At 62.3% G+C, this 19,445-nt stretch carries 19 protein-coding genes; 2 read left to right on the top strand and 17 right to left on the bottom strand.

Annotated features, from left to right (window positions below):
• Positions 1–83: 83 nt before the first annotated feature.
• The 9 genes from tatC to VFB05_RS30170 all read right to left on the bottom strand — a co-directional run bounded on the left by tatC (position 84) and on the right by VFB05_RS30170 (position 9,212).
• Positions 84–902: a twin-arginine translocase subunit TatC gene (tatC, locus tag VFB05_RS30210; RefSeq protein ID WP_325019477.1), complete on the bottom strand. Its 819-nt coding sequence runs from the start codon at positions 900–902 to the stop codon at positions 84–86.
• Complete coding sequence (tatB, locus tag VFB05_RS30205; protein ID WP_325019475.1) at positions 899–1,366, bottom strand: Sec-independent protein translocase protein TatB; 468 nt, start codon at positions 1,364–1,366, stop codon at positions 899–901. Before tatB ends, tatC begins: the two co-directional genes overlap by 4 nt.
• 145 nt (positions 1,367–1,511) lie before the next feature.
• Entirely contained in the window at positions 1,512–1,745 is a 234-nt protein-coding gene (locus VFB05_RS30200) for a twin-arginine translocase TatA/TatE family subunit (RefSeq protein ID WP_325019473.1), read from the bottom strand.
• A 184-nt stretch (positions 1,746–1,929) separates the two neighbouring features.
• Positions 1,930–2,652 (bottom strand): SMC-Scp complex subunit ScpB, encoded by a 723-nt coding sequence (scpB, locus tag VFB05_RS30195; RefSeq protein ID WP_325019471.1) that lies wholly within the window; start codon positions 2,650–2,652, stop codon positions 1,930–1,932.
• A gap of 25 nt (positions 2,653–2,677) precedes the next feature.
• Positions 2,678–3,505 (bottom strand): ScpA family protein, encoded by an 828-nt coding sequence (locus VFB05_RS30190; protein ID WP_325019469.1) that lies wholly within the window; start codon positions 3,503–3,505, stop codon positions 2,678–2,680.
• A gap of 7 nt (positions 3,506–3,512) precedes the next feature.
• Positions 3,513–4,532: a beta-N-acetylhexosaminidase gene (gene nagZ, locus VFB05_RS30185; RefSeq protein WP_325019467.1), complete on the bottom strand. Its 1,020-nt coding sequence runs from the start codon at positions 4,530–4,532 to the stop codon at positions 3,513–3,515.
• A gap of 58 nt (positions 4,533–4,590) precedes the next feature.
• The gene (locus tag VFB05_RS30180; RefSeq protein WP_325019465.1) at positions 4,591–6,099 is read right to left on the bottom strand and encodes an SPOR domain-containing protein; all 1,509 of its coding nucleotides are present in this window, start codon (positions 6,097–6,099) and stop codon (positions 4,591–4,593) included.
• 113 nt (positions 6,100–6,212) lie between these two features.
• Positions 6,213–7,991: an arginine--tRNA ligase gene (argS, locus tag VFB05_RS30175; RefSeq protein WP_325019463.1), complete on the bottom strand. Its 1,779-nt coding sequence runs from the start codon at positions 7,989–7,991 to the stop codon at positions 6,213–6,215.
• Between the two features lie 9 nt (positions 7,992–8,000).
• The gene (locus VFB05_RS30170; RefSeq protein WP_325019461.1) at positions 8,001–9,212 is read right to left on the bottom strand and encodes a deoxyguanosinetriphosphate triphosphohydrolase; all 1,212 of its coding nucleotides are present in this window, start codon (positions 9,210–9,212) and stop codon (positions 8,001–8,003) included.
• A 112-nt stretch (positions 9,213–9,324) separates the two neighbouring features.
• Here VFB05_RS30170 and erpA point away from each other — a divergent pair, with 112 nt between their 5' ends.
• Both erpA and xth read left to right on the top strand, forming a co-directional pair.
• Positions 9,325–9,654 (top strand): iron-sulfur cluster insertion protein ErpA, encoded by a 330-nt coding sequence (gene erpA / locus VFB05_RS30165; RefSeq protein ID WP_325019459.1) that lies wholly within the window; start codon positions 9,325–9,327, stop codon positions 9,652–9,654.
• A gap of 11 nt (positions 9,655–9,665) precedes the next feature.
• Positions 9,666–10,457, top strand: coding sequence for an exodeoxyribonuclease III (gene xth / locus VFB05_RS30160; protein ID WP_325019456.1), 792 nt, complete (start codon positions 9,666–9,668; stop codon positions 10,455–10,457).
• A gap of 6 nt (positions 10,458–10,463) precedes the next feature.
• Here the strand turns inward: xth and VFB05_RS30155 are convergent, their stop codons facing one another.
• The 8 genes from VFB05_RS30155 to pdhA form a co-directional block, all read right to left on the bottom strand.
• The gene (locus tag VFB05_RS30155; RefSeq protein ID WP_325019454.1) at positions 10,464–10,943 is read right to left on the bottom strand and encodes a GNAT family N-acetyltransferase; all 480 of its coding nucleotides are present in this window, start codon (positions 10,941–10,943) and stop codon (positions 10,464–10,466) included.
• A gap of 43 nt (positions 10,944–10,986) precedes the next feature.
• Positions 10,987–11,793 (bottom strand): tetratricopeptide repeat protein, encoded by an 807-nt coding sequence (locus VFB05_RS30150; protein WP_325019452.1) that lies wholly within the window; start codon positions 11,791–11,793, stop codon positions 10,987–10,989.
• Positions 11,780–13,504: a dihydroxy-acid dehydratase gene (gene ilvD, locus VFB05_RS30145; RefSeq protein WP_325019450.1), complete on the bottom strand. Its 1,725-nt coding sequence runs from the start codon at positions 13,502–13,504 to the stop codon at positions 11,780–11,782. The genes VFB05_RS30150 and ilvD overlap by 14 nt, the downstream gene beginning before the upstream one ends.
• A gap of 246 nt (positions 13,505–13,750) precedes the next feature.
• Positions 13,751–13,987: a hypothetical protein gene (locus tag VFB05_RS30140; RefSeq protein ID WP_325019447.1), complete on the bottom strand. Its 237-nt coding sequence runs from the start codon at positions 13,985–13,987 to the stop codon at positions 13,751–13,753.
• Positions 13,988–14,148: 161 nt separating this feature from the next.
• Positions 14,149–15,567 (bottom strand): dihydrolipoyl dehydrogenase, encoded by a 1,419-nt coding sequence (lpdA, locus tag VFB05_RS30135; protein WP_325019445.1) that lies wholly within the window; start codon positions 15,565–15,567, stop codon positions 14,149–14,151.
• Positions 15,568–15,570: 3 nt separating this feature from the next.
• Positions 15,571–16,935, bottom strand: a complete 1,365-nt coding sequence (locus VFB05_RS30130) for a pyruvate dehydrogenase complex dihydrolipoamide acetyltransferase (protein ID WP_325019443.1) — start codon at positions 16,933–16,935, stop codon at positions 15,571–15,573.
• A gap of 21 nt (positions 16,936–16,956) precedes the next feature.
• Positions 16,957–18,345 carry a pyruvate dehydrogenase complex E1 component subunit beta gene (locus VFB05_RS30125; protein WP_325019441.1) on the bottom strand — a complete coding sequence of 463 codons (1,389 nt, stop codon included), beginning with the start codon at positions 18,343–18,345 and terminating at the stop codon, positions 16,957–16,959.
• A gap of 50 nt (positions 18,346–18,395) precedes the next feature.
• Positions 18,396–19,412, bottom strand: a complete 1,017-nt coding sequence (pdhA, locus tag VFB05_RS30120) for a pyruvate dehydrogenase (acetyl-transferring) E1 component subunit alpha (protein ID WP_325019439.1) — start codon at positions 19,410–19,412, stop codon at positions 18,396–18,398.
• Positions 19,413–19,445: the final 33 nt, after the last annotated feature.

Genomic DNA, 19,445 nt, shown 5'->3' with positions numbered 1-19,445 from the left:
TCTAGGGCACACGGTGTGCGCCCAAGTACCACAGCAGTGATCCCCCGCGAAAGCGGGTGATCCACCTTTCCAGAGAATGAAGCCTACTCCGCCGGTGTCGGCGTGGTCGGTGCCGGCGGCGTCGCGCCGGTCGAGGCCTGCCTGGCGGCGGCGTTCTTTTCCACGATCCGAACGGCCCAAATCGAACCCTCGTACAGCAGCAGCAAGGGAACGGCGAGCGAGGCCTGGCTGAGTACGTCCGGCGGGGTCAGGACGGCTGCGATAATGAAGGCGACCACGATGAAGTAGCGGCGCTTGTCGCGCAGCTGCTGGGAGGTAATGAGGCCGATCCGTCCAAGCAAGGTCAGGATTACCGGAAGCTGGAAGGCGATGCCAAAGGCAAAGATCAGCGACATCGTCAGCGACAGATACTCGCCGACCTTGGGTAGAAGCTCGATCTGCGCGCTGTCCGGCCCGCCCAGTTGCTGCATGCCGAGCGAGAAGCGCACCAGCATCGGCAGCACCACGAAATAAACCAGCAGCGCGCCGAGCACGAAGAAGATCGGCGTCGCGACCAGATAAGGCAGGAACGCCTTGCGTTCATGCTTGTAGAGGCCCGGCGCGACGAACGCGTAGATTTGTCCGGCCACGATCGGAAACGAGATGAAGCCCGCTCCGAACAGCGCAAGCTTCAGCTGGGTGACGAAATATTCCAGAAGCGCGGTGTAGATGAACTTCGAGTTTTCCGGCCCCGCGACCCAGACAAACGGCCACACCAGCCAGTTGTAGATCGTCTTGGCAAAGAAGAAGCAGAGGATGAAAGCAACGCCAAAGCCGAGCAGCGCCTTGATCAGGCGCGAGCGCAGCTCGATCAAATGATCCATGAGCGGCGCTTTGCTGGCCTCAATGTCGTCGTCGCTCATGACGCTTTGGCATCCCGTTCGGGTTCAGCCGTCTCGACGACAGCCGGGTGAGCTTCCGGTGTTGCCGGTGCGGGCTCATTCACAGGCGCAATTGCCAACGGCTCCGAAGCGGCAGCTTCAGTGGCCGGATTTACCGTTTCAGGCGATGAACTCGCATCAGCAGGTGCAGGCTTGTCGTCAATGCTCAAGGCCGACGTAACGTCCTTGTGGAGCGAGGTCATGACGTCGCCGCTCGCAAATCCGGTCGCCGCCTCCTTGACCTCGTCAAAGCTCTTCTTGAGGTCGGCCATTTCGGCCTCACGCATCGCTTCCTGGAATTGGCCCTGGAATTCGGCTGCCATCTTGCGCGCCTTGGCGACCCATTGGCCGACCATGCGCAAAACACCGGGCAGCTCCTTCGGGCCGATCGCAATCAGCGCGATCACGGCGATGACGAGATACTCACTCCAGCCGATGTTGAACATGAAAGTTTCCGCTCACGCGAGGCCAAGGTTTTGCGTCACGAAGACCAAGCCGTTCGCGTTCTTATTCCACCGGTCTTGTTTCAACGGTCCTGCGCCCGCACCGCTCGATCGGGGAATATCTTTTTCGACTCATGAGGGCGGTGGATTAAACCGCCTTGCTGCCGACATCCGATCGCGCCGCCTGAGGCGAGGCGTTGTGGTCGATCGACTTCACGGGTTCGGTCTTTTCGACCGTCTTTTCGTCGTCCTGCATGCCCTTCTTGAAGGCCTTGATGCCTTGAGCGACGTCACCCATCAGGTCGGAAATCTTGCCGCGACCGAACAGCAGCAGGACGACTGCGATCACCACGATCCAGTGCCAAATGCTAAGCGAACCCATCCTGCAATCCTCCAAACACGCCAATGCGGGACCCTCAAGGCCCCGGACTACCCTTTAAGCGAACCTAGGCTCAAGAGGTGCCGAAAACAAGGACTTGGCCAGCGTAAAATCGGTGTTACGCGGCTGACCGTTAACACGCTACGCGACTTGCGTAGCGGTCCCTGCAATGGCCCGAAATCGGCGTTTATTGGCCTTCGGGACCAGATTCCGGTTCGACGGGCGGCGACAAGGACAGTTCCAGATCGCCCGGCTCCAGCGGATCCTCATCTTCACGCAACGCCGGATCATCGGAGGGGCTCGGAACGGTGAAGCCGGAAGGCAATCGCGTGTCCAACAAGCCCGTTCCCTTCAGTTCCTCAAGGCCCGGAAGGTCACCGAGCGCCTCAAGACTGAACTGCGACAAAAAGGCTTCGGTGGTTCCGAAGGTCAACGGACGCCCGGGCGTCTTGCGGCGGCCGCGCGGCCTGATCCACCCGGTCTCCAGCAACACATCCAACGTTCCCTTCGACGTGACCACGCCGCGGATCTCTTCGATTTCAGCGCGTGTGACCGGCTGGTGATAGGCGATGATGGCGAGCATCTCGATCGCCGCGCGTGACAGCCGCCGCGTCTCCGTACTCTCGCGTGTCATCAGCCACGACAGGTCGCCAGCCGTGCGGAACGTCCACTTGTTGGCAATGCGAACCAGATTGACGCCGCGCGAGGCATAATCCGCCTGCAGTTGCGCCAGCGCGACCTTGACGTCGACGCCATCGGGCATCCGCTTGGCCAGCGTCGCGGTGTCGAGCGGCTCGGCCGAGGCGAACAGCAGCGCCTCCAATAGACGCAGCTCTTCGGGCCGCGTTTGCGGATTGTTATCGGACTGCTCGTCAGCGTCGGCCATGCGCTTTTCCGCCAGGCTTGCCATGGCACAATCTCCTTCTTCCACTCACTTAACCCGTTACATCGGGTGCAGACATCGCGTCGGGCGCCGGTTGCGGCGGACGCTTTCGAAAAAACAACGGCGCGAATGCTTCCTGCTGATGCAGCTCGACCTCGCCTTCCCTGACAAGTTCCAGCGCGGCGGCAAAGCTCGACGCAAACACCGTCGCTTTTTGCGAGGGATCGACGACGTAGTGGATGAGAAATTCATCCAGCCGGCTCCACTCTTCGGCCATGCCGACCAGCCGCTCCAGCGAGGCCCGCGCCTCCGCGAGCGACCACACGGTGCGCCTGGCGAGATGCACCGACGCCAGCACGCGCTGCTGACGTTGCACGGCATAGGCTGCGAGCAGGTCGTAGAGGGTCGCGGTGTATTTGGGATGACGGATTTCCGCGATGGTCTCGGGGAAACCACGCGGAAAAATATCGCGTTGCAGCTGCGGACGGTTCATCAGCCGGTTTGACGCCTCGCGAATGGCCTCAAGGCGACGGAGGCGATTGGCGAGCGCGGTTGCCATTTCCTCAGCGCTCGGGCCGTCTGCCGTCGGCGGCTCCGGCAACAGCAATCGCGATTTGAGAAAGGCGAGCCAGGCCGCCATCACCAAATAGTCGGCAGCCAGCTCAAGCCTGATCTTTCGCGCCGCCTCGATGAATTGCAGATACTGGTCCGCCAGCGCCAGGATCGAAATCTTGGCAAGATCGACCTTCTGCTGCCGCGCCAGCGCGAGCAGCAGGTCCAGCGGGCCTTCGTAGCCCTCGACATCGACAACCAGCGCCGGCTCGCCTTCGGCAAGCTCGGCCGGACGGCCGGTTTCGAACGAGAGAATTTCAGCGGTCATGCGCGTCTCAAGTCCCTGCTCTGTTCATCAGAGCTTCCAGTTCCGCACGCCCTGCCACCCTGTCGAACGGCTGCGGCGCCCCACGCGATGCCAGCGCTTGCTCGGCACGCTGGAGCGCATTCCCCGACAATTCAGGCGTCTCGGCGGCGACCTCGCGCATTTCCTCAAAGTTGCCGTTGCAATGCAGGACCATGTCGCAGCCGGCCAAAAAGCTGCCCTTCGTCCTCTCCGCAATCGATCCGGAGAGTGCGTTCATCGACACGTCATCACTCATCAACAAACCCTGGAACCCAATCACGCCGCGAATCACCTGGCTGATGATTGTCGCAGAAGTCGTGGCCGGATGGACGGGGTCGAGCGCGCTAAACACAACATGTGCGGTCATCGCCATGGGCAGGTCCGAAAGCGGCCGAAAGGCTGCAAAATCCGTCTTTTCGAGCTCGTCTTCCGGGGTATCCACCGTCGGAAGCCGCAAATGGCTGTCCGCCGTGGCACGCCCATGCCCAGGAATGTGCTTCAGAACCGGTAAAATACCACCCTCTTCGAGCCCCCTCGTTACAGCACGGGCGATCGCTGCCACTTTGGCCGGTTCAGTTCCATAGGCCCGATTGCCAATCACGGCATCGGCGCCGGCGACAGGAACGTCTGCCAGTGGCAGACAGTCGACGCTGATGCCGAGCTCGGAAAGGTCGGCCGCGATCAGCCGCGCGCTCAGCGTTGCGGCCTTCAGCCCGATCGCGGGGTCCATATCATACAGCGCACCGAACAGGCTCCCGGCCGGATAGACCGGCCAATGCGGAGGACCGAGGCGCTGCACCCGGCCGCCTTCCTGGTCGATGAAGACGGGAGCATCGCTGCGGCCGGCGCATGTTTTCAGTTCATCCACCAGCGAGGCAACTTGCGCCGGCGTCTCGATGTTCCGTTTGAAAAGGATGAAACCCCAGGGTCGCTCAGCCGCAATGAACGCGCGCTCATCGGCGTTCACTGTGGTTCCGGAAATACCTGTGATGAAGGCGCGTGACTGCATGAGCGCCGATTAGCCGCCTCGCCCCATGGGGGTCAACAAGGCTGGGGCGACGTGGCGGCTAATTTCTTTGGATGAGGCACTGTGGCCCACCGGCGGCCTTCAGACTGCTGCAGACCTGCGTCGCCTGCTCGGACGAGGTGAACGGACCCGCGAACGCGCGAAAGTGCACACCCTTTTCGCCGAGATCGACACGCTTCACGATCACCGACTGCGAGCCGAGAACGCTTGGGTATTTGCTTTGCAGCGACCGGAAGGAGGCCTGGGCATCGGCCTCGCTCAGCTGTGAGGAAACCTGCACAAGGTAGCCACCGCCGCCACCGCTTGAAGCGGGCGCGGCCGGCGCGACTGGATTGGTCGCAGCGACGCGAACCGGCTCCGGCGCCGCCGGGATGTCCGGCTGCGGCGCGAGCGATAACGGCCCATTGGCATTGGCGGCATTCGGATTGGTTGCCGGTGCACGCGCTGCAGCCGCCCGCGATGGCTTCGCAGGCGGCGGAGCAGCCGCGGCTGGAGCTTGTGCTGCCGGTGCTGCCTGCGGTGGTGTCACCGCTGCCGGCGCGCCTGCTGTCGACTGGTCGCCCCGAACCGAGAACGTCCTGACCTGACGCGGGTCGTTATTCGCAAAGGTTCCGGTGCCGGCACTGCTCGTGGGCGCAGCGCCTGGCACAACTGCCGAAGGTGTGAGCGGCGGGAATACGACGCGGGGCCCGGCCGGTCTCGTGCTCGGGTCGATCGGCGTTTCCTCACGCGACACGATCTTTTCGGAGCCGTCGCCGACCGCCATCCGATCCGGTACCTTGGCGCTCGCATCTGCAGGTGCCGGAATGATCTTGGTCGGCCCCGCATCCGCCCTGATGATCGGCGGATCGCCGCCACGAGCGCCGCCCGTATAGCTGCGATAGGCCAAGGCGCCGCCGACCCCGAAGACGGCCAACGCCAGCACCGCCGCGACGGTGATCATCCCACCGCGCCGTTTTGGTTCAGGCTGCGCGTCGAAGCGTTCATCCTCATCGTAAGCGTAATCGTCGCCGTAAGCCTGATCGTGCTGCGCCTGCTGCGCGCCTGAATCGAAGGCGCCATAAAGCGCATCGTCATAGCGCGATGGATCCGGCTCGTGACCCGTGTCGGCGTACAGCTCGTCCGAATGATAATCAGGCTCAGCCGGCGGTTGCTCGGCCGCATAGCGATGCAGCGGATGCACCGTGCTTGGATAGTCCTCTTGATGAGGCGGAGGTGGCGGCGCCTCATGCCTTGCCGCACGCTGCATCCACGAGGGTGGCGCGGGAGGCGGTTGCTCGGCCGGCTCGGAATCGTCGTAGTAATCGTCCTGATAGCCGTCTCGATAAGTCTCTCGATAGCTGTCCTGAGCTGGCGGCGGATCGGCCGGCCTTACTTGCGGCTGGACTTGCAAATTGGCCCGGCTCATCGGCTTGGTACCGAAGGGATCGGTCTGGCCGATCAGCCGCGCCAGTTCCGCAAGCGGATCGCTTTCGGTGTCGCGCGAGCCCGCGTCGCGATCGTAGCCGCTACCGGCCGGAAAAGATCTGTTCGGATATCGCTCAGCCATTGTTGTGATGCGTCCCCACAGGGAAAACCGCCAACCCGCTTTTAGAATCGAACCGGCCCCCGCCGGCTGCCACTCTCAAAATCCCCCCGGGGCGGTGGCATTGCAATTAGCAATTAGCGCATCTCGTTAGGAGCACCGACCCCGAGAACCCCGAGGCCGGACGCCAGAACCGTGACTACGCCCTGCACCATCGCCAACCGGGCCGTGGTCATCTCGGCATCATTATTGATAATAAAGCGTAAATAGGGCAAATCGCGGCCCTTCGTCCATAGGGCGTGGAATTCACTCGCGAGATCATACAGGTAAAAAGCGATTCGGTGGGGCTCGTGGGCCGACGCCGCCGCCTCGACCGTCCGGGGGTAGACGGCAAGCTTCCGGAGCAGGCTGAGCTCGGCCGGGTCGGTCAGGCGCTCCACGGGAGCGCCTGCCAGGGTGGCCAGCCGCGCGCCCTCCTCCTGAGGGAGGTCGTGCAAGACCTCCTCGCGCGCCGTGCGGAAGATCGAGTGCCCCCTCGCATGGCCGTACTGCACGTAGAACACCGGGTTGTCGCGCGACTGCTCGATGACCTTGGCGAGGTCGAAATCGAGTAGCGCGTCGTTTTTTCGGTAAAGCATCATGAAGCGGACGGCGTCCTTGCCGACCTCATCCACCACCTCGCGCAGGGTGACGAAATCGCCCGCGCGCTTCGACATCTTCACCGGCTCGCCGTTGCGGAGCAGCCTGACGAGCTGCACGATCTTGACGTCGAGCGTTGCTTTTCCCTGCGTTACGGCCCTGATCGCCGCTTCCACGCGCTTGATGTAGCCGCCGTGATCGGCGCCCCAGACGTCGACGAGATTGCGGAATCCGCGGTCGAACTTGTCCTTGTGATAGGCGATGTCGGACGCAAAATAAGTGTAGCTGCCGTCCGATTTCAGCAGCGGCCGATCGACGTCGTCGCCGAAAGCGGTCGCGCGAAACAGTGTCTGCTCGCGGTCCTCGTAATCGTCAACCGGCGCGCCCTTCGGCGGCGGCAGGCGCCCTTCGTAGACATCGCCCTTGGCGCGCAGGAAATCGATCGTCGCGGCCACGCGATCGTTGCTGCCGCTGGTCAGTGAGCGCTCCGAGAAAAACACGTCGTGCTTGATGTTGAGCGCGGCGAGATCGCCCTTGATCGCCTCCATCATCATGTCGATGGCTTTGGCACGTACCGAAGGCAGCCACTCGGCCTCCGGCATCGCAAGCAGCGCGTTGCCGTGTTCTTTAGCCAGCGCTTGTCCAACAGGTTTCAGATAATCGCCGGGATAAAGACCCTCCGGGATATCGCCGATGTTTTCTCCGAGCGCCTCGCGGTAACGCAGAAACGCCGAACGGGCGAGCACGTCGACCTGAACACCGGCATCGTTGATGTAATATTCGCGGGTCACATCGAAGCCTGCGAGCTGAAGCAGGCTCGCGAGCGCATCGCCGAACACCGCGCCACGGCAGTGGCCGACATGCATGGGCCCGGTCGGATTGGCGGAGACGTATTCGACATTGACCTTCTCGCGCGCGCCGATTGCGCTTTGGCCGTAAGCGCTGCCGGCACGCAGGATCGCGCGGAGTGCTTCGGTCCAGACCGCTGTCTTTAAAGTCAGATTGATGAAGCCGGGACCGGCCACGTCGACCGAGGCAACGATATCCTCAGTGCGCAGCCGTCCGGCGATCCTCTCGGCGAGATCGCGCGGCTTGGCCTTCGCCTCCTTGGCCAGAACCATGGCGGCATTGGTTGCCATGTCGCCATGGGTCGCGTCTTTCGGCGGTTCGACCACCACGCGCGACACGTCGATACCAGGCCCGAGTTCCGCCGCGCAAATGGCGTGAACGCGCGCAAGGACCTGGGCGAAAAGATGTGGCTGGGATGCATCGGACATGGCCGCCGCCTAACGTAAATCCGGGGTCGAGTCAAAGAGCCGCCGATGTTCGGTCAGCGCGAAAAGATCGGTCATCCCGGCGATGAAGTTGCCGATCCGCCGGGCCCGCTCCGCCTCCGTCTCGGCCTGGTCGTCGGACGGCAGCCATTCGGCCGGAAGAGCGGCTGGATCGGCCTGATAGCGCGCGAAAAGATCGAACACGAGCTGTTCGGCATCCCGCATCACCCGCATCACCCGCTCGTGCCGGTACATCCTGACCTTCAGGAAAGCCTTGATCGCGGCTTCGGCTAGCATCGTCTCGGGCGGAAAAGCGATCAGCGCTTCGCTCTGGCTGCGCACGTCATCGGCCGAAACTGGCCGCGCGTGCGCCAGGCGGCGCTGGGCTTCGAGGAAGACCGCTCCGATCAGATGTGAAATCAACTCGCGCACCAGTTCGGCGCCACGCCTGACCTCGTCAAGTCCGGGATACCGGGCGTCGATTGCGGCGATGATTGCGGCCGCGAGCGGAATCTCCTTGAGGTCGTCGATCTGAAACAACCCGGCGCGCAATCCATCGTCGATGTCATGCGCATCATAGGCAATGTCGTCGGCGATCGCCGCCGCCTGGGCTTCGAGCGAGGCGAAGCTCCACAATTCGAGGTCGTAGGCCCTGACATACTCCGAGATTCCGACAGGAATGCCGTGCTCGCTATAGCGCCCGATCGCTGCGCCATCGCGCGCCGTCAAAGGGCCGTTATGCTTGACGATGCCCTCCAGCGATTCCCAGGTCAGATTGAGCCCGTCGAATTCGGGATAGCGGTGCTCGAGCGACGTCACCACCCGCAAGGTCTGCGCGTTGTGGTCAAAGCCGCCGGAGACACGCAGGCAGTCGTCGAGAGCGCGCTCGCCGGCATGGCCGAACGGGGGGTGACCGAGGTCATGGGCGAGCGCCAGCGTCTCGGTCAGGTCCTCATCGAGGCCAAGCTGACGGGCCAGCGCGCGGGCAATTTGGGCGACCTCCAGGGAGTGGGTCAGGCGGGTGCGATAATGATCGCCTTCGTGGAACACGAAGACCTGCGTTTTATGCTTCAATCGCCGGAAGGCCGTAGAATGAATGACGCGGTCACAGTCGCGCCGGAACGGGCTGCGGGTCCGGCTCGGCGGCTCGACGAATTGCCGGCCGCGGCTGCGGTCGGGATCGCAGGCATAGACCGAGCGAGGGGCAGCCATTCCAACCGACACGGGATATCCTGTCATTAAACGGGTGAAGCGGGTTTGATTCCCGCCATTCCCGCACTTAACTATGATAGGCCGGTTACGAGATAAATACGCGCTTGACCTTCGGAGCTTTGTGATGACTGAAGCCGTCACCATCAGCGAGCGGGCCGCCCGCCGCATTGGAGAAATCCTCCGCAAGGAGGGCGACGGCGCCATGCTGCGGATCAGCGTGGAAGGCGGCGGCTGCTCGGGCTTCCAGTACAAATTCGACGTCGAACACGCGCAGGCCGAGGATGACCTCGTGATTGCCCGCGATAGCGCCGTCGTACTGGTCGATCCCGCCTCGGTGCCGTTCCTGACAGGATCGGAAGTCGACTTCGTCGACGATCTGATTGGCGCTTCGTTCCGCGTCAACAATCCAAACGCAACCGCGTCCTGCGGCTGCGGCACCAGCTTCTCTATCTGAAGAAACCATCGATGCGCATCGCCACCTGGAACGTCAACTCGGTTCGGCAACGGATCGAGAATTTGATGAGCTGGCTGAAGGAATGCTCGCCCGACATTGTTTGCCTTCAGGAAATCAAATGCACCGATGACGCGTTTCCTCGGCTCGAGATCGAAAGCCTCGGCTACAACGTGGTCACGCACGGCCAAAAAACGTTCAACGGCGTCGCGCTGTTATCAAAGCTTCCGTTCGATGAAACGAAGTCGGGGCTCGCCGGTGACGACGAAGACGCGCATGCGCGATTTGTCGAAGGCGTCGTGACGCTTAAATCTGGCGTGGTCCGGATCGCCTGCCTTTATCTGCCCAACGGCAATCCGCCGAATACTGACAAATACCCCTACAAACTCAAATGGATGTCGCGGCTTCTTGAGTATTCGAGGCAGCGACTTAAAGCAGAAGAGCCGCTTGTACTGGCCGGCGATTTCAACGTGATCCCGCGCCCTGAAGACGTTTCCAATCCGGCCGCGTGGGTGGACGATGCACTGTTTCGAACACAGACGCGCGAAAGCTTTCAGTCGCTGCTCGGCCTTGGCCTGACGGACGCGCTGCGCGCCGTCAGCGACGCGCCCGGCCAATATACGTTCTGGGATTATCAGGCTGGCGCCTGGCAAAAGAATATGGGGCTGCGCATCGATCATCTCCTGCTGTCGCCGCAGGCAAGCGACCGCCTCGTCGACGTCGGCATCGATAGTTACGTGCGCGCGTGGGAGAAGCCGTCCGATCACGTGCCGGTCTGGATCGATCTGGATCTCGAGGCAGCGTGAGCGCGCTCAACTGGTCGCCGTGTCGAGTACCTTCGTCATCGGATACGACGCTGCCGTGCCGAATTTTCCAAGTGATGGTCCGGCATCCCGATAGCCGCGTGACAGATAGAAGCGATGCGCGGTCTCGGTGCTGAGCAGCGTGAGCTCGATGGCGCCGCGCTCGACCGCCCTCGCCTCCAGCGCGTTCAGAAGCGCCGCGCTGACGCCGCGAAACCGCGCGGGTGGCGCGACGTAGTTGAGCGTGATCTCGCCGTCGTCCTTGACGCCGCCCACGGCCAGAACGGAATTGCCCTCGATAGCCACAAGCAGCGAACTGCCCATGGCAACGGCCCACGCCGCAACATTCTCCGGCGTCTTGCTGGCAAGCCAGCGTCGCAAAATGTCAGGATTTTGCTGGTGGTCCGCGATGCAGAGTTCGGTGATGGAAGCGCGGATGGCTTCACAAGCCTTCACCGCATCGGCTGTCGTCGCATCCCGGATAATCACTGGCGTTTTCCCATTGACTAAGGAAACGCACCGCGATCCCCGCTTACTCCCGGCCGCCGCGCACCCAGCGCTCGACCATTTGCAGCGCCATCGAGCGGTCGTCCTCGGACGCCTTGGCTACCGCCTTGTTGTAGCTGTCCCTGATCCAGGTCTCGTCCGGCGTCGCGCTGTCGCGCGCCAGCATCAGCCACATCAATCCGCGCGCAGCCTGCCGCGGCAGTTGATCGCCGGTGAACAGCATCTGGCCGAGCAGCGCCTGGGCCTGATGCTGGCCCTTTTGCGCAGCTAGGAACAGCCAGCGCGTGCCGTAACGGAAATCGTCGCGGGAAACGCCTGCGCTCTTCAGATAGAGGCGCGCCAGATCGTATTGCGCGTCGGCGTTGCCGAAATAGGAAGCCGCATAGGAGAACATCTCCCGCGCACGTTCCTGATCCGGCTTGATCTTCGAGTTCGGGATGCCGCTCAGGTAATACCGTCCAAGCGCAACGAATGCGTTGGCGACGATTGCGGCCTGCGGAGCCGACGGACTGTCTTCCGCATGGGCATTGGCGATGCCGCTGAAATACTCGAACGCCCGCAGATCGTCCTGCGCCACGCCGTTGCCGTCGGCGTACATGCGACCGAGCTTCCATTGCGTGACCGTCTCGGCCGCATAGGCCGAGGCCGAGGTATCGACACCGGCTGCCGCGCCCTTTTTCACGGACAGGGGCGCCGTCACACCCGGCGGCGTCGAAAGCACCGGAATGGTCGAATCCTGATTCACCGGCGAGCCATCAAAGGCGAACCCGGGAGAGGCCACCGATGCGGTCCCAACAATCAGAGCAATAATGGTGCGCCTAAATGTCTGCATAACACGACTTCTCGTGGGCCCCGCCAGGATGGGTGACAGCGCCCGCCACTGCCGGCCCCACCTGCTGGGCGTATTTCCACAAAGCACCCGACGTATGGTTAGTCGCGCGAGGCCTCCATTCGGTCTTGCGCTGGGCGAGTTCCGCGTCGGTCAATTTTACGTTAAGAGTCCCGGCGACCGCGTCGATCTCGATCAGGTCGCCATCCCGCAACAGCGCGATCGGGCCCCCCACGGCGGCTTCCGGCCCGACATGGCCGATGCAAAAGCCCCGCGTTGCGCCTGAAAACCGGCCGTCCGTGATCAGGGCGATCTTGCCGCCCATTCCCTGGCCCGTCAGCGCTGCCGTTGTCGAAAGCATTTCGCGCATCCCGGGGCCGCCGCGCGGCCCTTCGTAGCGGATGACGATGACCTCGCCTTCCTTGTAAGTCTTCTTCTGGACCGCCTCGAAGGCATCCTCTTCACGGTCAAAGCAGCGGGCGGGGCCTGAAAACTTCAGGTTGGCCATGCCCGCAACCTTCACGATCGCTCCCTCCGGCGCGAGGTTTCCCTTCAGGCCGACCACACCGCCAGTCACGGTGATCGGCTTGTCGGCAGGCCGCACCACGTCCTGGTGCGGGTTCCACTTCACGCCTTGGAGGTTTTCGGCAATGGTCCGCCCCGTGACCGTCAAGCAGTCGCCGTGCAGGTAGCCGTTATCGAGCAATGTCTTCATGAGAAGCGGTATGCCGCCAGCTTCGAACATGTCTTTGGCGACATAACGGCCGCCCGGCTTCAAATCCGCGACATATGGTGTTTTCTTAAAGATCTCCGCGACGTCGAACAGATCGAACTTGATGCCGCATTCGTTGGCGATCGCCGGCAGGTGCAGCGCCGCGTTGGTCGAACCGCCGGACGCGGCCACCACAGCGGCGGCATTCTCCAGCGATTTCCGCGTGACGATATCGCGCGGACGAATGTTCTTGGCGATCAGCTCCATCACCTTCTCGCCTGCTGTCATGCAGAAGGAGTCGCGGATTTCGTACGGTGCTGGAGCACCAGCGGAGTAAGGCAAGGCTAGGCCAATGGCCTCAGATACCGTCGCCATGGTGTTGGCAGTGAATTGTGCACCGCACGCGCCAGCCGAGGGGCAGGCAACTCGCTCGATTTCGTCCAAGTCGGCATCCGACATCGCACCCACCGAGTGCTTGCCAACCGCCTCGAACATGTCCTGCACTGTGACTTGCTGACCACGAAAATTGCCGGGCAGGATCGAGCCGCCGTAGATGAAGATCGAGGGCACGTTCAGCCGCACCATGGCCATCATCATGCCGGGCAGCGACTTGTCGCAGCCAGCGAGACCAACGAGGGCGTCATAGGCGTGGCCACGGATGGTCAGTTCGACGGAATCGGCGATGCATTCCCGCGATGGCAGTGACGAGCGCATGCCGTCATGGCCCATGGCGATACCGTCGGTGACGGTGATGGTGCAGAATTCGCGGGGCGTGCCGCCGGCCGACGCAACGCCCTTTTTCACGGCCTGGGCCTGGCGCATTAGCGCGATATTGCAAGGCGCAGCCTCGTTCCAGCAGGACGCCACGCCGACGAACGGCTGGTGGATCTGCTCGGTCGTCAGTCCCATGGCATAGAGGTACGAGCGATGCGGGGCCCTCTCCGGGCCTTCCGTGACGTGGCGGCTCGGCAGCCGCTTCTTGATGTTGGTCTTGGCGTCCATCGCTAACCTGTTTCCTCCGGCCTTCCCGTTGCTAACGAGCGCCGCAGCCTTCAAATCTCTCCCATAATGATCTCATGGAGGGGTGTGGCCAAAAAGCGGCGTAGCTGTGCAGGAGCCGGGATGAGGGTTAAATCTTCAGGTACTGTTGCAACGGCGACACAATCGTTGCCGCAAAGTCACCCTCACCGGTATTATCGGAAAGGCCAATTCTCGAGAGAAACGGCCCTTCCGGCGCAGCAACCGCGATCAGTGGCCGGCCATGTCCGAATAGCCGCCGCCGTACCGATACGCCTCCGGCTCGGCCTCTGAACCATAGCCATAGCCATACCCAACAGGCGGCTGGGCATAGGCGTTGCTGTCGCGGTACTCGGAATAAGCGCGATGATGAACCTTGCCGCGATGTTGCTCGGCGGCGGCCGCCAATTGCACGCCAGCAAAAACAATCAACGCCGAACCGGCGATCGCAAGAACAGTCTTCTTCATTTTTCTTCTCCCTAGCAATCGAGGCGCAGAACCCGGCGTCCTGCGCTAGCTGCTATTTTCGGGAGATAATCGCGCTCGCCACCATCGGTACCGCGGCCGGCATCACGATGCGGCGAGCAAACTTATTGGTCAAAAGCGATTCCGGCTAAATATTCGGCACTCTAGATATTCAGCACCCGGCCATACGCATCGAGCACCGCTTCCTTCATCATTTCCGACAGCGTCGGATGCGGGAACACGGTGTGCATCAGTTCTTCTTCCGTGGTCTCGAGATTCATCGCCACCACGTAGCCCTGGATCAATTCGGTGACTTCCGCGCCGATCATGTGGGCTCCTAACAGTTGCCCCGTCTTCTTGTCGAAGATGACCTTGACGAGTCCCTGGTCTTCACCGAGCGCGATCGCCTTGCCGTTGCCGACAAACGGGAAACGGCCAACGCGAATCTCGCGCCCGCCCTCCTTTGCCTTCGCTTCCGTCAGGCCAACGGACGCCACCTGCGGATTGCAGTAGGTGCATCCGGGAATCAGGTTTTTGTCCATCGCATGGGGATGCATCCCCTTGATGGCCTCGACGCAGATGACGCCCTCATGCTCGGCCTTGTGCGCCAGCATCGGCGGACCCGCGACGTCGCCGATGGCGTAGATGCCAGGCACGTTGGTTTTGCACGCACCGTCGATCACGATGCAGCCGCGGTCAGTTTTGACGCCGAGCTTCTCCAAACCCAGATTCTCGATATTGCCGACGACACCGACCGCGGAAATCACCCGATCGAACTCGACCGTCTGCGGCGCCTTGCCATCGTCGATGGTGGCGAGCACGCTGTCAGCCTTTTTCTCAAGCTTCGACACTTTGGTATTGGTGAGAATCTTGATGCCCTGCTTCTCGAAGCGCTTGCGAGCCAACCCTGCGATCTCGGCATCTTCGACGGGAAGGATCTGCGGCAAGACTTCGACCACCGTCACGTCCGATCCCATGGTGTGAAAGAACGAGGCGAACTCGATGCCGATTGCGCCGGAGCCGACGACGAGCAGCGACTTCGGCATTTTCTCCGGCACCATGGCCTCGAAATAGGTCCAGACCAGCTTCTTGTCCGGCTCCAGTCCCGGCAGCACGCGCGGGCGCGCACCAGTCGCGATGATGATGTGCTTGGCCTGATAGGCGCCCTCGCCAAGCGCGCCCTTGGGCGCTTCGACCGCGGACTTCTTCACGGTGATCTTGCCGGGCGCGTCGATCGAGGCATCGCCCCAGATAACGGTCACCTTGTTCTTCTTCATCAGGAAGCCAACGCCGTCGTTCAGGCGCTTCGAGACGCCACGCGAGCGCTGCACGACCGCTTTCGGATCGTAGGAAACCTTCTCGGCAGACAGGCCGTAATCCTTGGCGTGCTGCATGTAGTGGTAGATCTCAGCGGAACGCAGCAGCGCTTTGGTCGGAATGCAGCCCCAGTTCAGGCAGATGCCGCCGAGATAGGATTTCTCGATGATCGCGGTCTTGAAGCCGAGCTGCGCAGCCCTGATAGCCGTGACATAACCGCCGGGACCGGAGCCGATGATGATGACGTCAAAGGAAGTGTCGGCCATACATCACACCATCATCATCACAGGATTTTCGATCAGCGCCTTGAACGCGCCGATCAGTTCTGCGCCAAGCGCGCCGTCAATCGCGCGGTGATCGCACGAGAGCGTCACGCTCATCATCTGCGCGATTTCAATCTTGCCGCCACGCACGACGGGACGTTCCTCGCTGGTACCGACCGCAAGGATCGTCGCGTGCGGCGGGTTGATCACGGCGGTGAAGTGGCTGATGCCGTACATGCCGAGATTGGAGACGGCCGTCGTGCCGCCCTGATATTCCTCGGGCTTCAGCTTGCGCGCGCGGGCGCGGGCGGCGAAATCCTTCATCTCGTTCGAGATCGCCGACAGCGTCTTGGTTTCGGCCTTGCGGATGATTGGCGTGATCAGGCCGCCCGGCATCGCTACCGCAACGCCAATGTCCGAATGCTTGTGCTTGACCATGCCGCTTTCGGTCCAGCTCACATTGCAATTGGGGATCTTCTGCAGCGCGACCGCCATTGCCTTGATGACGAAGTCGTTGACCGAGAGCTTGTAGAGCGGCTTCTTTTCCTTGTCCTTCGGCGCGGAAGCGTTGATCTCCTCGCGCGCAGCAAGCAGCTTGCCGATCTCGCAGTCGATCGTGAGATAAAATGTCGGAACAGTCTGCACCGCGGCGGTCAGACGCTGCGCAATCGTGCGGCGCATGCCGTCATGCGGCACGATCTCGTAAGAGCCGGGTTCGAACAGCGCGAGGATTTGCTTGTCCGACATCGAAGGCGCGAGCGCGGGCCCTGCGCCTGGCGCTGCGGCCGGAGCCTTCAGCCCCTTGCCCGACTTCGCCTCGGCCACGTCGCGCGCAATGACGCGGCCGTGGGGACCAGTGCCAGTGATGCGCCCGATCTCGATGCCGGCTTCCTTGGCGAGACGCCGCGCCAGCGGAGACGAGAAGGTGCGCGCATGGCCATTGACCTGCGAAGATACGGCCTGCGGCGCAGGCGAAGCTGCCGGTGGCGCAGGCGCCGCGACGGGTTGAGGCGCTGGTGCAGCCGCAGGTGCGGCTGCTGTCGCAGGAGCCGGTGCTGCGGGCTTTGGCGGCGGCGGTGCTGCCGCTGGTTTTGCCCCGGCAGATGCGCCGGCAGCCTTCACATCCTCGCCGTCGCCGGCGAGAACCGCGATGACGTCGTTGACGGGGACGTCCTGCGTGCCTTCAGGCACAAGGATTTTCGCGATCGTGCCCTCGTCGACCGCCTCGACCTCCATGGTCGCCTTGTCGGTTTCGATTTCGGCGATCACGTCGCCGGATTTGACCTTGTCGCCTTCCTTCTTGAGCCACTTGGCGAGGTTGCCCTTCTCCATCGTCGGCGACAGTGCGGGCATCAGAATATTGATTGGCATGTGCTTGAGCCTCGCTTCGAGTCAGCGATAACAAACGGCTTTGGCGGCCGCGACCACTTCGGCGACCGAGGGCAGCGCGAGTTTCTCGAGATTGGCCGCGTAAGGCATCGGCACATCCTTGCCCGAGACGCGCGCGACCGGCGCATCCAGGTAGTCGAAGGCGTGCTCCATGATGCGCGCCGCGACTTCAGCGCCGACACCGCTCTGCTGCCAACCTTCCTCCACCGTCACCGCGCGCCCGGTCTTCTTCACCGACGCAATGATCGTCTCGGTATCCATCGGACGAATGGTCCGGAGGTCGACGATCTCAGCCTCGATGCCTTCCTTGGCGAGTTCGTCGGCGGCCTTCAAAGCATAGGACATGCCCATGGACCATGAGATGATGGTCACGTGGCTGCCATTTCGCGCTACGCGCGCCTTGCCGATCGGAATCACATAGTCATCGAGCTTCGGCACTTCGCCGGTGTGGCCGTAAAGCACCTCGTTCTCGAGGAAAATCACCGGATTGGGATCGCGGATCGCAGCCTTCAGGAGGCCCTTGTAATCGGCGGCTGAGTACGGCGCGATCACCTTCAGACCGGGAACCTGTGAGTACCAGGCGGCGTAGTCCTGGCTGTGCTGGGCGGCGACGCGGGCCGCCGCGCCATTGGGGCCGCGGAACACGATCGAGCAGCCCATCTGGCCACCCGACATATAGAGCGTCTTCGCCGCCGAATTGATGATCTGGTCGATCGCCTGCATGGCGAAGTTGAAGGTCATGAACTCGACGATCGGCTTTAAGCCCGTCATGGCCGCGCCGACGCCGATGCCGGCAAAGCCGTGCTCGGTGATCGGCGTGTCGATCACGCGACGGGCCGTGAACTCCTGCAACAGCCCCTGGCTGACTTTGTAGGCGCCCTGGTATTCGGCGACTTCCTCGCCCATCAGAAACACGTCCGGATCCCGGCGCATTTCTTCCGCCATCGCATCGCGCAACGCATCGCGGATGGTCTGGGTGATCATCTCGGTGCCGGCCGGGATTTCCGGGTCGGGCGGAGCAACGGCGCTCGGCGCAACCGGTGCGTGGTCTTCTTTCGGAGCTGGAGCCGATTTCGCCTCGGCAGCCGGTGCAGCCGCAGCCGGCGCTGGCTTGGGCGCAGGCGCCTTGGCGAGATCGGCCGCGCTTTCGCCGTCGGCCAGAATGGTCGCGATCGGCGTGTTGACGGCAACGTCGGCCGTGCCTTCCGGAATCAGGATCTTGCCGAGCGTGCCTTCGTCGGTCGCCTCGACTTCCATCGTCGCCTTGTCGGTTTCGATCTCGGCGATCACATCGCCCGACTTGATCGTCTCACCTTCCTTTTTTAGCCACTTGGCGAGGTTGCCTTTCTCCATCGTCGGCGAGAGCGCAGGCATGAGAACTTGAATGGGCATATCAACTCCACGAAGTCAGTTTTAGAGCGCACATCCAGTGCTGCGAACGCTTATCGATAGACGTCGGTATAGAGCTCGGACACATCGGGCTCGGGATCGTGCTGCGCGAAGTCGGCAGCAGCGTTGACGATCTCGCGAACCTCGGCGTCGATCTTCTTCAGCTCGTCCTCGCTCATTTTTGCGGTTAGCAAACGGTTGCGGACTTGTTCGATCGGATCCTGATCGTGGCGGATCTTCTCCACTTCCTCGCGGGTGCGGTACTTCGCCGGATCCGACATCGAATGTCCGCGGTAGCGATAGGTCTGCATTTCCAGGATGTAGGGCCCTTTGCCGGCGCGGCACCACGCGACCGCCCTGTCGGCTGCGGCCTTCACGGCGCGGACATCCATGCCGTCGACCTGGTCGCCGGGAATGTTGAAGGAGGCGCCGCGCTTGGAGAAATCGGTCTGGGCCGAAGAGCGTACCACCGAGGTGCCCATGGCATAGCGGTTGTTCTCGATGACGTAGATCACCGGAAGTTTCCAGAGCTCCGCCATGTTGAAGCTCTCATAAACCTGGCCCTGATTGGAGGCGCCGTCGCCGAAATAGGCCAGGCTGACAAAATCATTGCCGCGATAATGGTTAGCGAAAGCTAGCCCCGTGCCAAGCGAGACCTGCGCGCCGACGATGCCATGGCCGCCGTAGAAATTCTCGGCCTTGGAGAACATGTGCATCGAGCCGCCCTTGCCTTTGGAATAGCCGCCGCGGCGTCCGGTCAACTCGGCCATCACGCCCTTGGCATCCATCCCGCAGGCAAGCATGTGCCCGTGATCGCGGTATCCCGTTATGACTTGATCGCCCTTTTTCAGAGCCATCTGCATGCCGACGACGACCGCTTCCTGGCCGATATAGAGATGGCAGAATCCGCCGATCGCACCCATGCCGTAGAGCTGGCCGGCCTTCTCCTCGAACCGGCGGATCAGCAGCATATCCCGCAGCGCCTTTAGCTCCTGTTCCCTCGTGAAGGCAGGCGGCGCTCCCTTCTCTTGAACGGTTTCATTTGCGGCGCTTTTTTTGGGAGTTGCCATGGCGTTTCCGGATTGAAGAGAGGCGAATTTGTT

It is taken from the genome of Bradyrhizobium sp., assembly GCF_035652035.1.
Lineage (GTDB): Bacteria > Pseudomonadota > Alphaproteobacteria > Rhizobiales > Xanthobacteraceae > Bradyrhizobium.
Note: the sequence above shows the minus strand (reverse complement) of the source record. Positions and strands in the feature narration are given on the sequence as shown.

What these genes read in the sequence shown, in the direction of transcription:
- argS (WP_325019463.1), bottom strand. Translation starts at nt 7,991, where the DNA reads ATGTCCGATGCATCCCAGCCACATCTTTTCGCCCAGGTCCTTGCGCGC.
- VFB05_RS30150 (WP_325019452.1), bottom strand. Translation starts at nt 11,793, where the DNA reads ATGCAGACATTTAGGCGCACCATTATTGCTCTGATTGTTGGGACCGCA.
- VFB05_RS30180 (WP_325019465.1), bottom strand. Translation starts at nt 6,099, where the DNA reads ATGGCTGAGCGATATCCGAACAGATCTTTTCCGGCCGGTAGCGGCTAC.
- VFB05_RS30140 (WP_325019447.1), bottom strand. Translation starts at nt 13,987, where the DNA reads ATGAAGAAGACTGTTCTTGCGATCGCCGGTTCGGCGTTGATTGTTTTT.
- VFB05_RS30200 (WP_325019473.1), bottom strand. Translation starts at nt 1,745, where the DNA reads ATGGGTTCGCTTAGCATTTGGCACTGGATCGTGGTGATCGCAGTCGTC.
- erpA (WP_325019459.1), top strand. Translation starts at nt 9,325, where the DNA reads ATGACTGAAGCCGTCACCATCAGCGAGCGGGCCGCCCGCCGCATTGGA.
- nagZ (WP_325019467.1), bottom strand. Translation starts at nt 4,532, where the DNA reads ATGCAGTCACGCGCCTTCATCACAGGTATTTCCGGAACCACAGTGAAC.
- tatC (WP_325019477.1), bottom strand. Translation starts at nt 902, where the DNA reads ATGAGCGACGACGACATTGAGGCCAGCAAAGCGCCGCTCATGGATCAT.
- VFB05_RS30125 (WP_325019441.1), bottom strand. Translation starts at nt 18,345, where the DNA reads ATGCCCATTCAAGTTCTCATGCCTGCGCTCTCGCCGACGATGGAGAAA.
- xth (WP_325019456.1), top strand. Translation starts at nt 9,666, where the DNA reads ATGCGCATCGCCACCTGGAACGTCAACTCGGTTCGGCAACGGATCGAG.
- tatB (WP_325019475.1), bottom strand. Translation starts at nt 1,366, where the DNA reads ATGTTCAACATCGGCTGGAGTGAGTATCTCGTCATCGCCGTGATCGCG.
- pdhA (WP_325019439.1), bottom strand. Translation starts at nt 19,412, where the DNA reads ATGGCAACTCCCAAAAAAAGCGCCGCAAATGAAACCGTTCAAGAGAAG.
- ilvD (WP_325019450.1), bottom strand. Translation starts at nt 13,504, where the DNA reads ATGGACGCCAAGACCAACATCAAGAAGCGGCTGCCGAGCCGCCACGTC.
- scpB (WP_325019471.1), bottom strand. Translation starts at nt 2,652, where the DNA reads ATGGCAAGCCTGGCGGAAAAGCGCATGGCCGACGCTGACGAGCAGTCC.
- VFB05_RS30130 (WP_325019443.1), bottom strand. Translation starts at nt 16,935, where the DNA reads ATGCCAATCAATATTCTGATGCCCGCACTGTCGCCGACGATGGAGAAG.
- lpdA (WP_325019445.1), bottom strand. Translation starts at nt 15,567, where the DNA reads ATGGCCGACACTTCCTTTGACGTCATCATCATCGGCTCCGGTCCCGGC.
- VFB05_RS30190 (WP_325019469.1), bottom strand. Translation starts at nt 3,505, where the DNA reads ATGACCGCTGAAATTCTCTCGTTCGAAACCGGCCGTCCGGCCGAGCTT.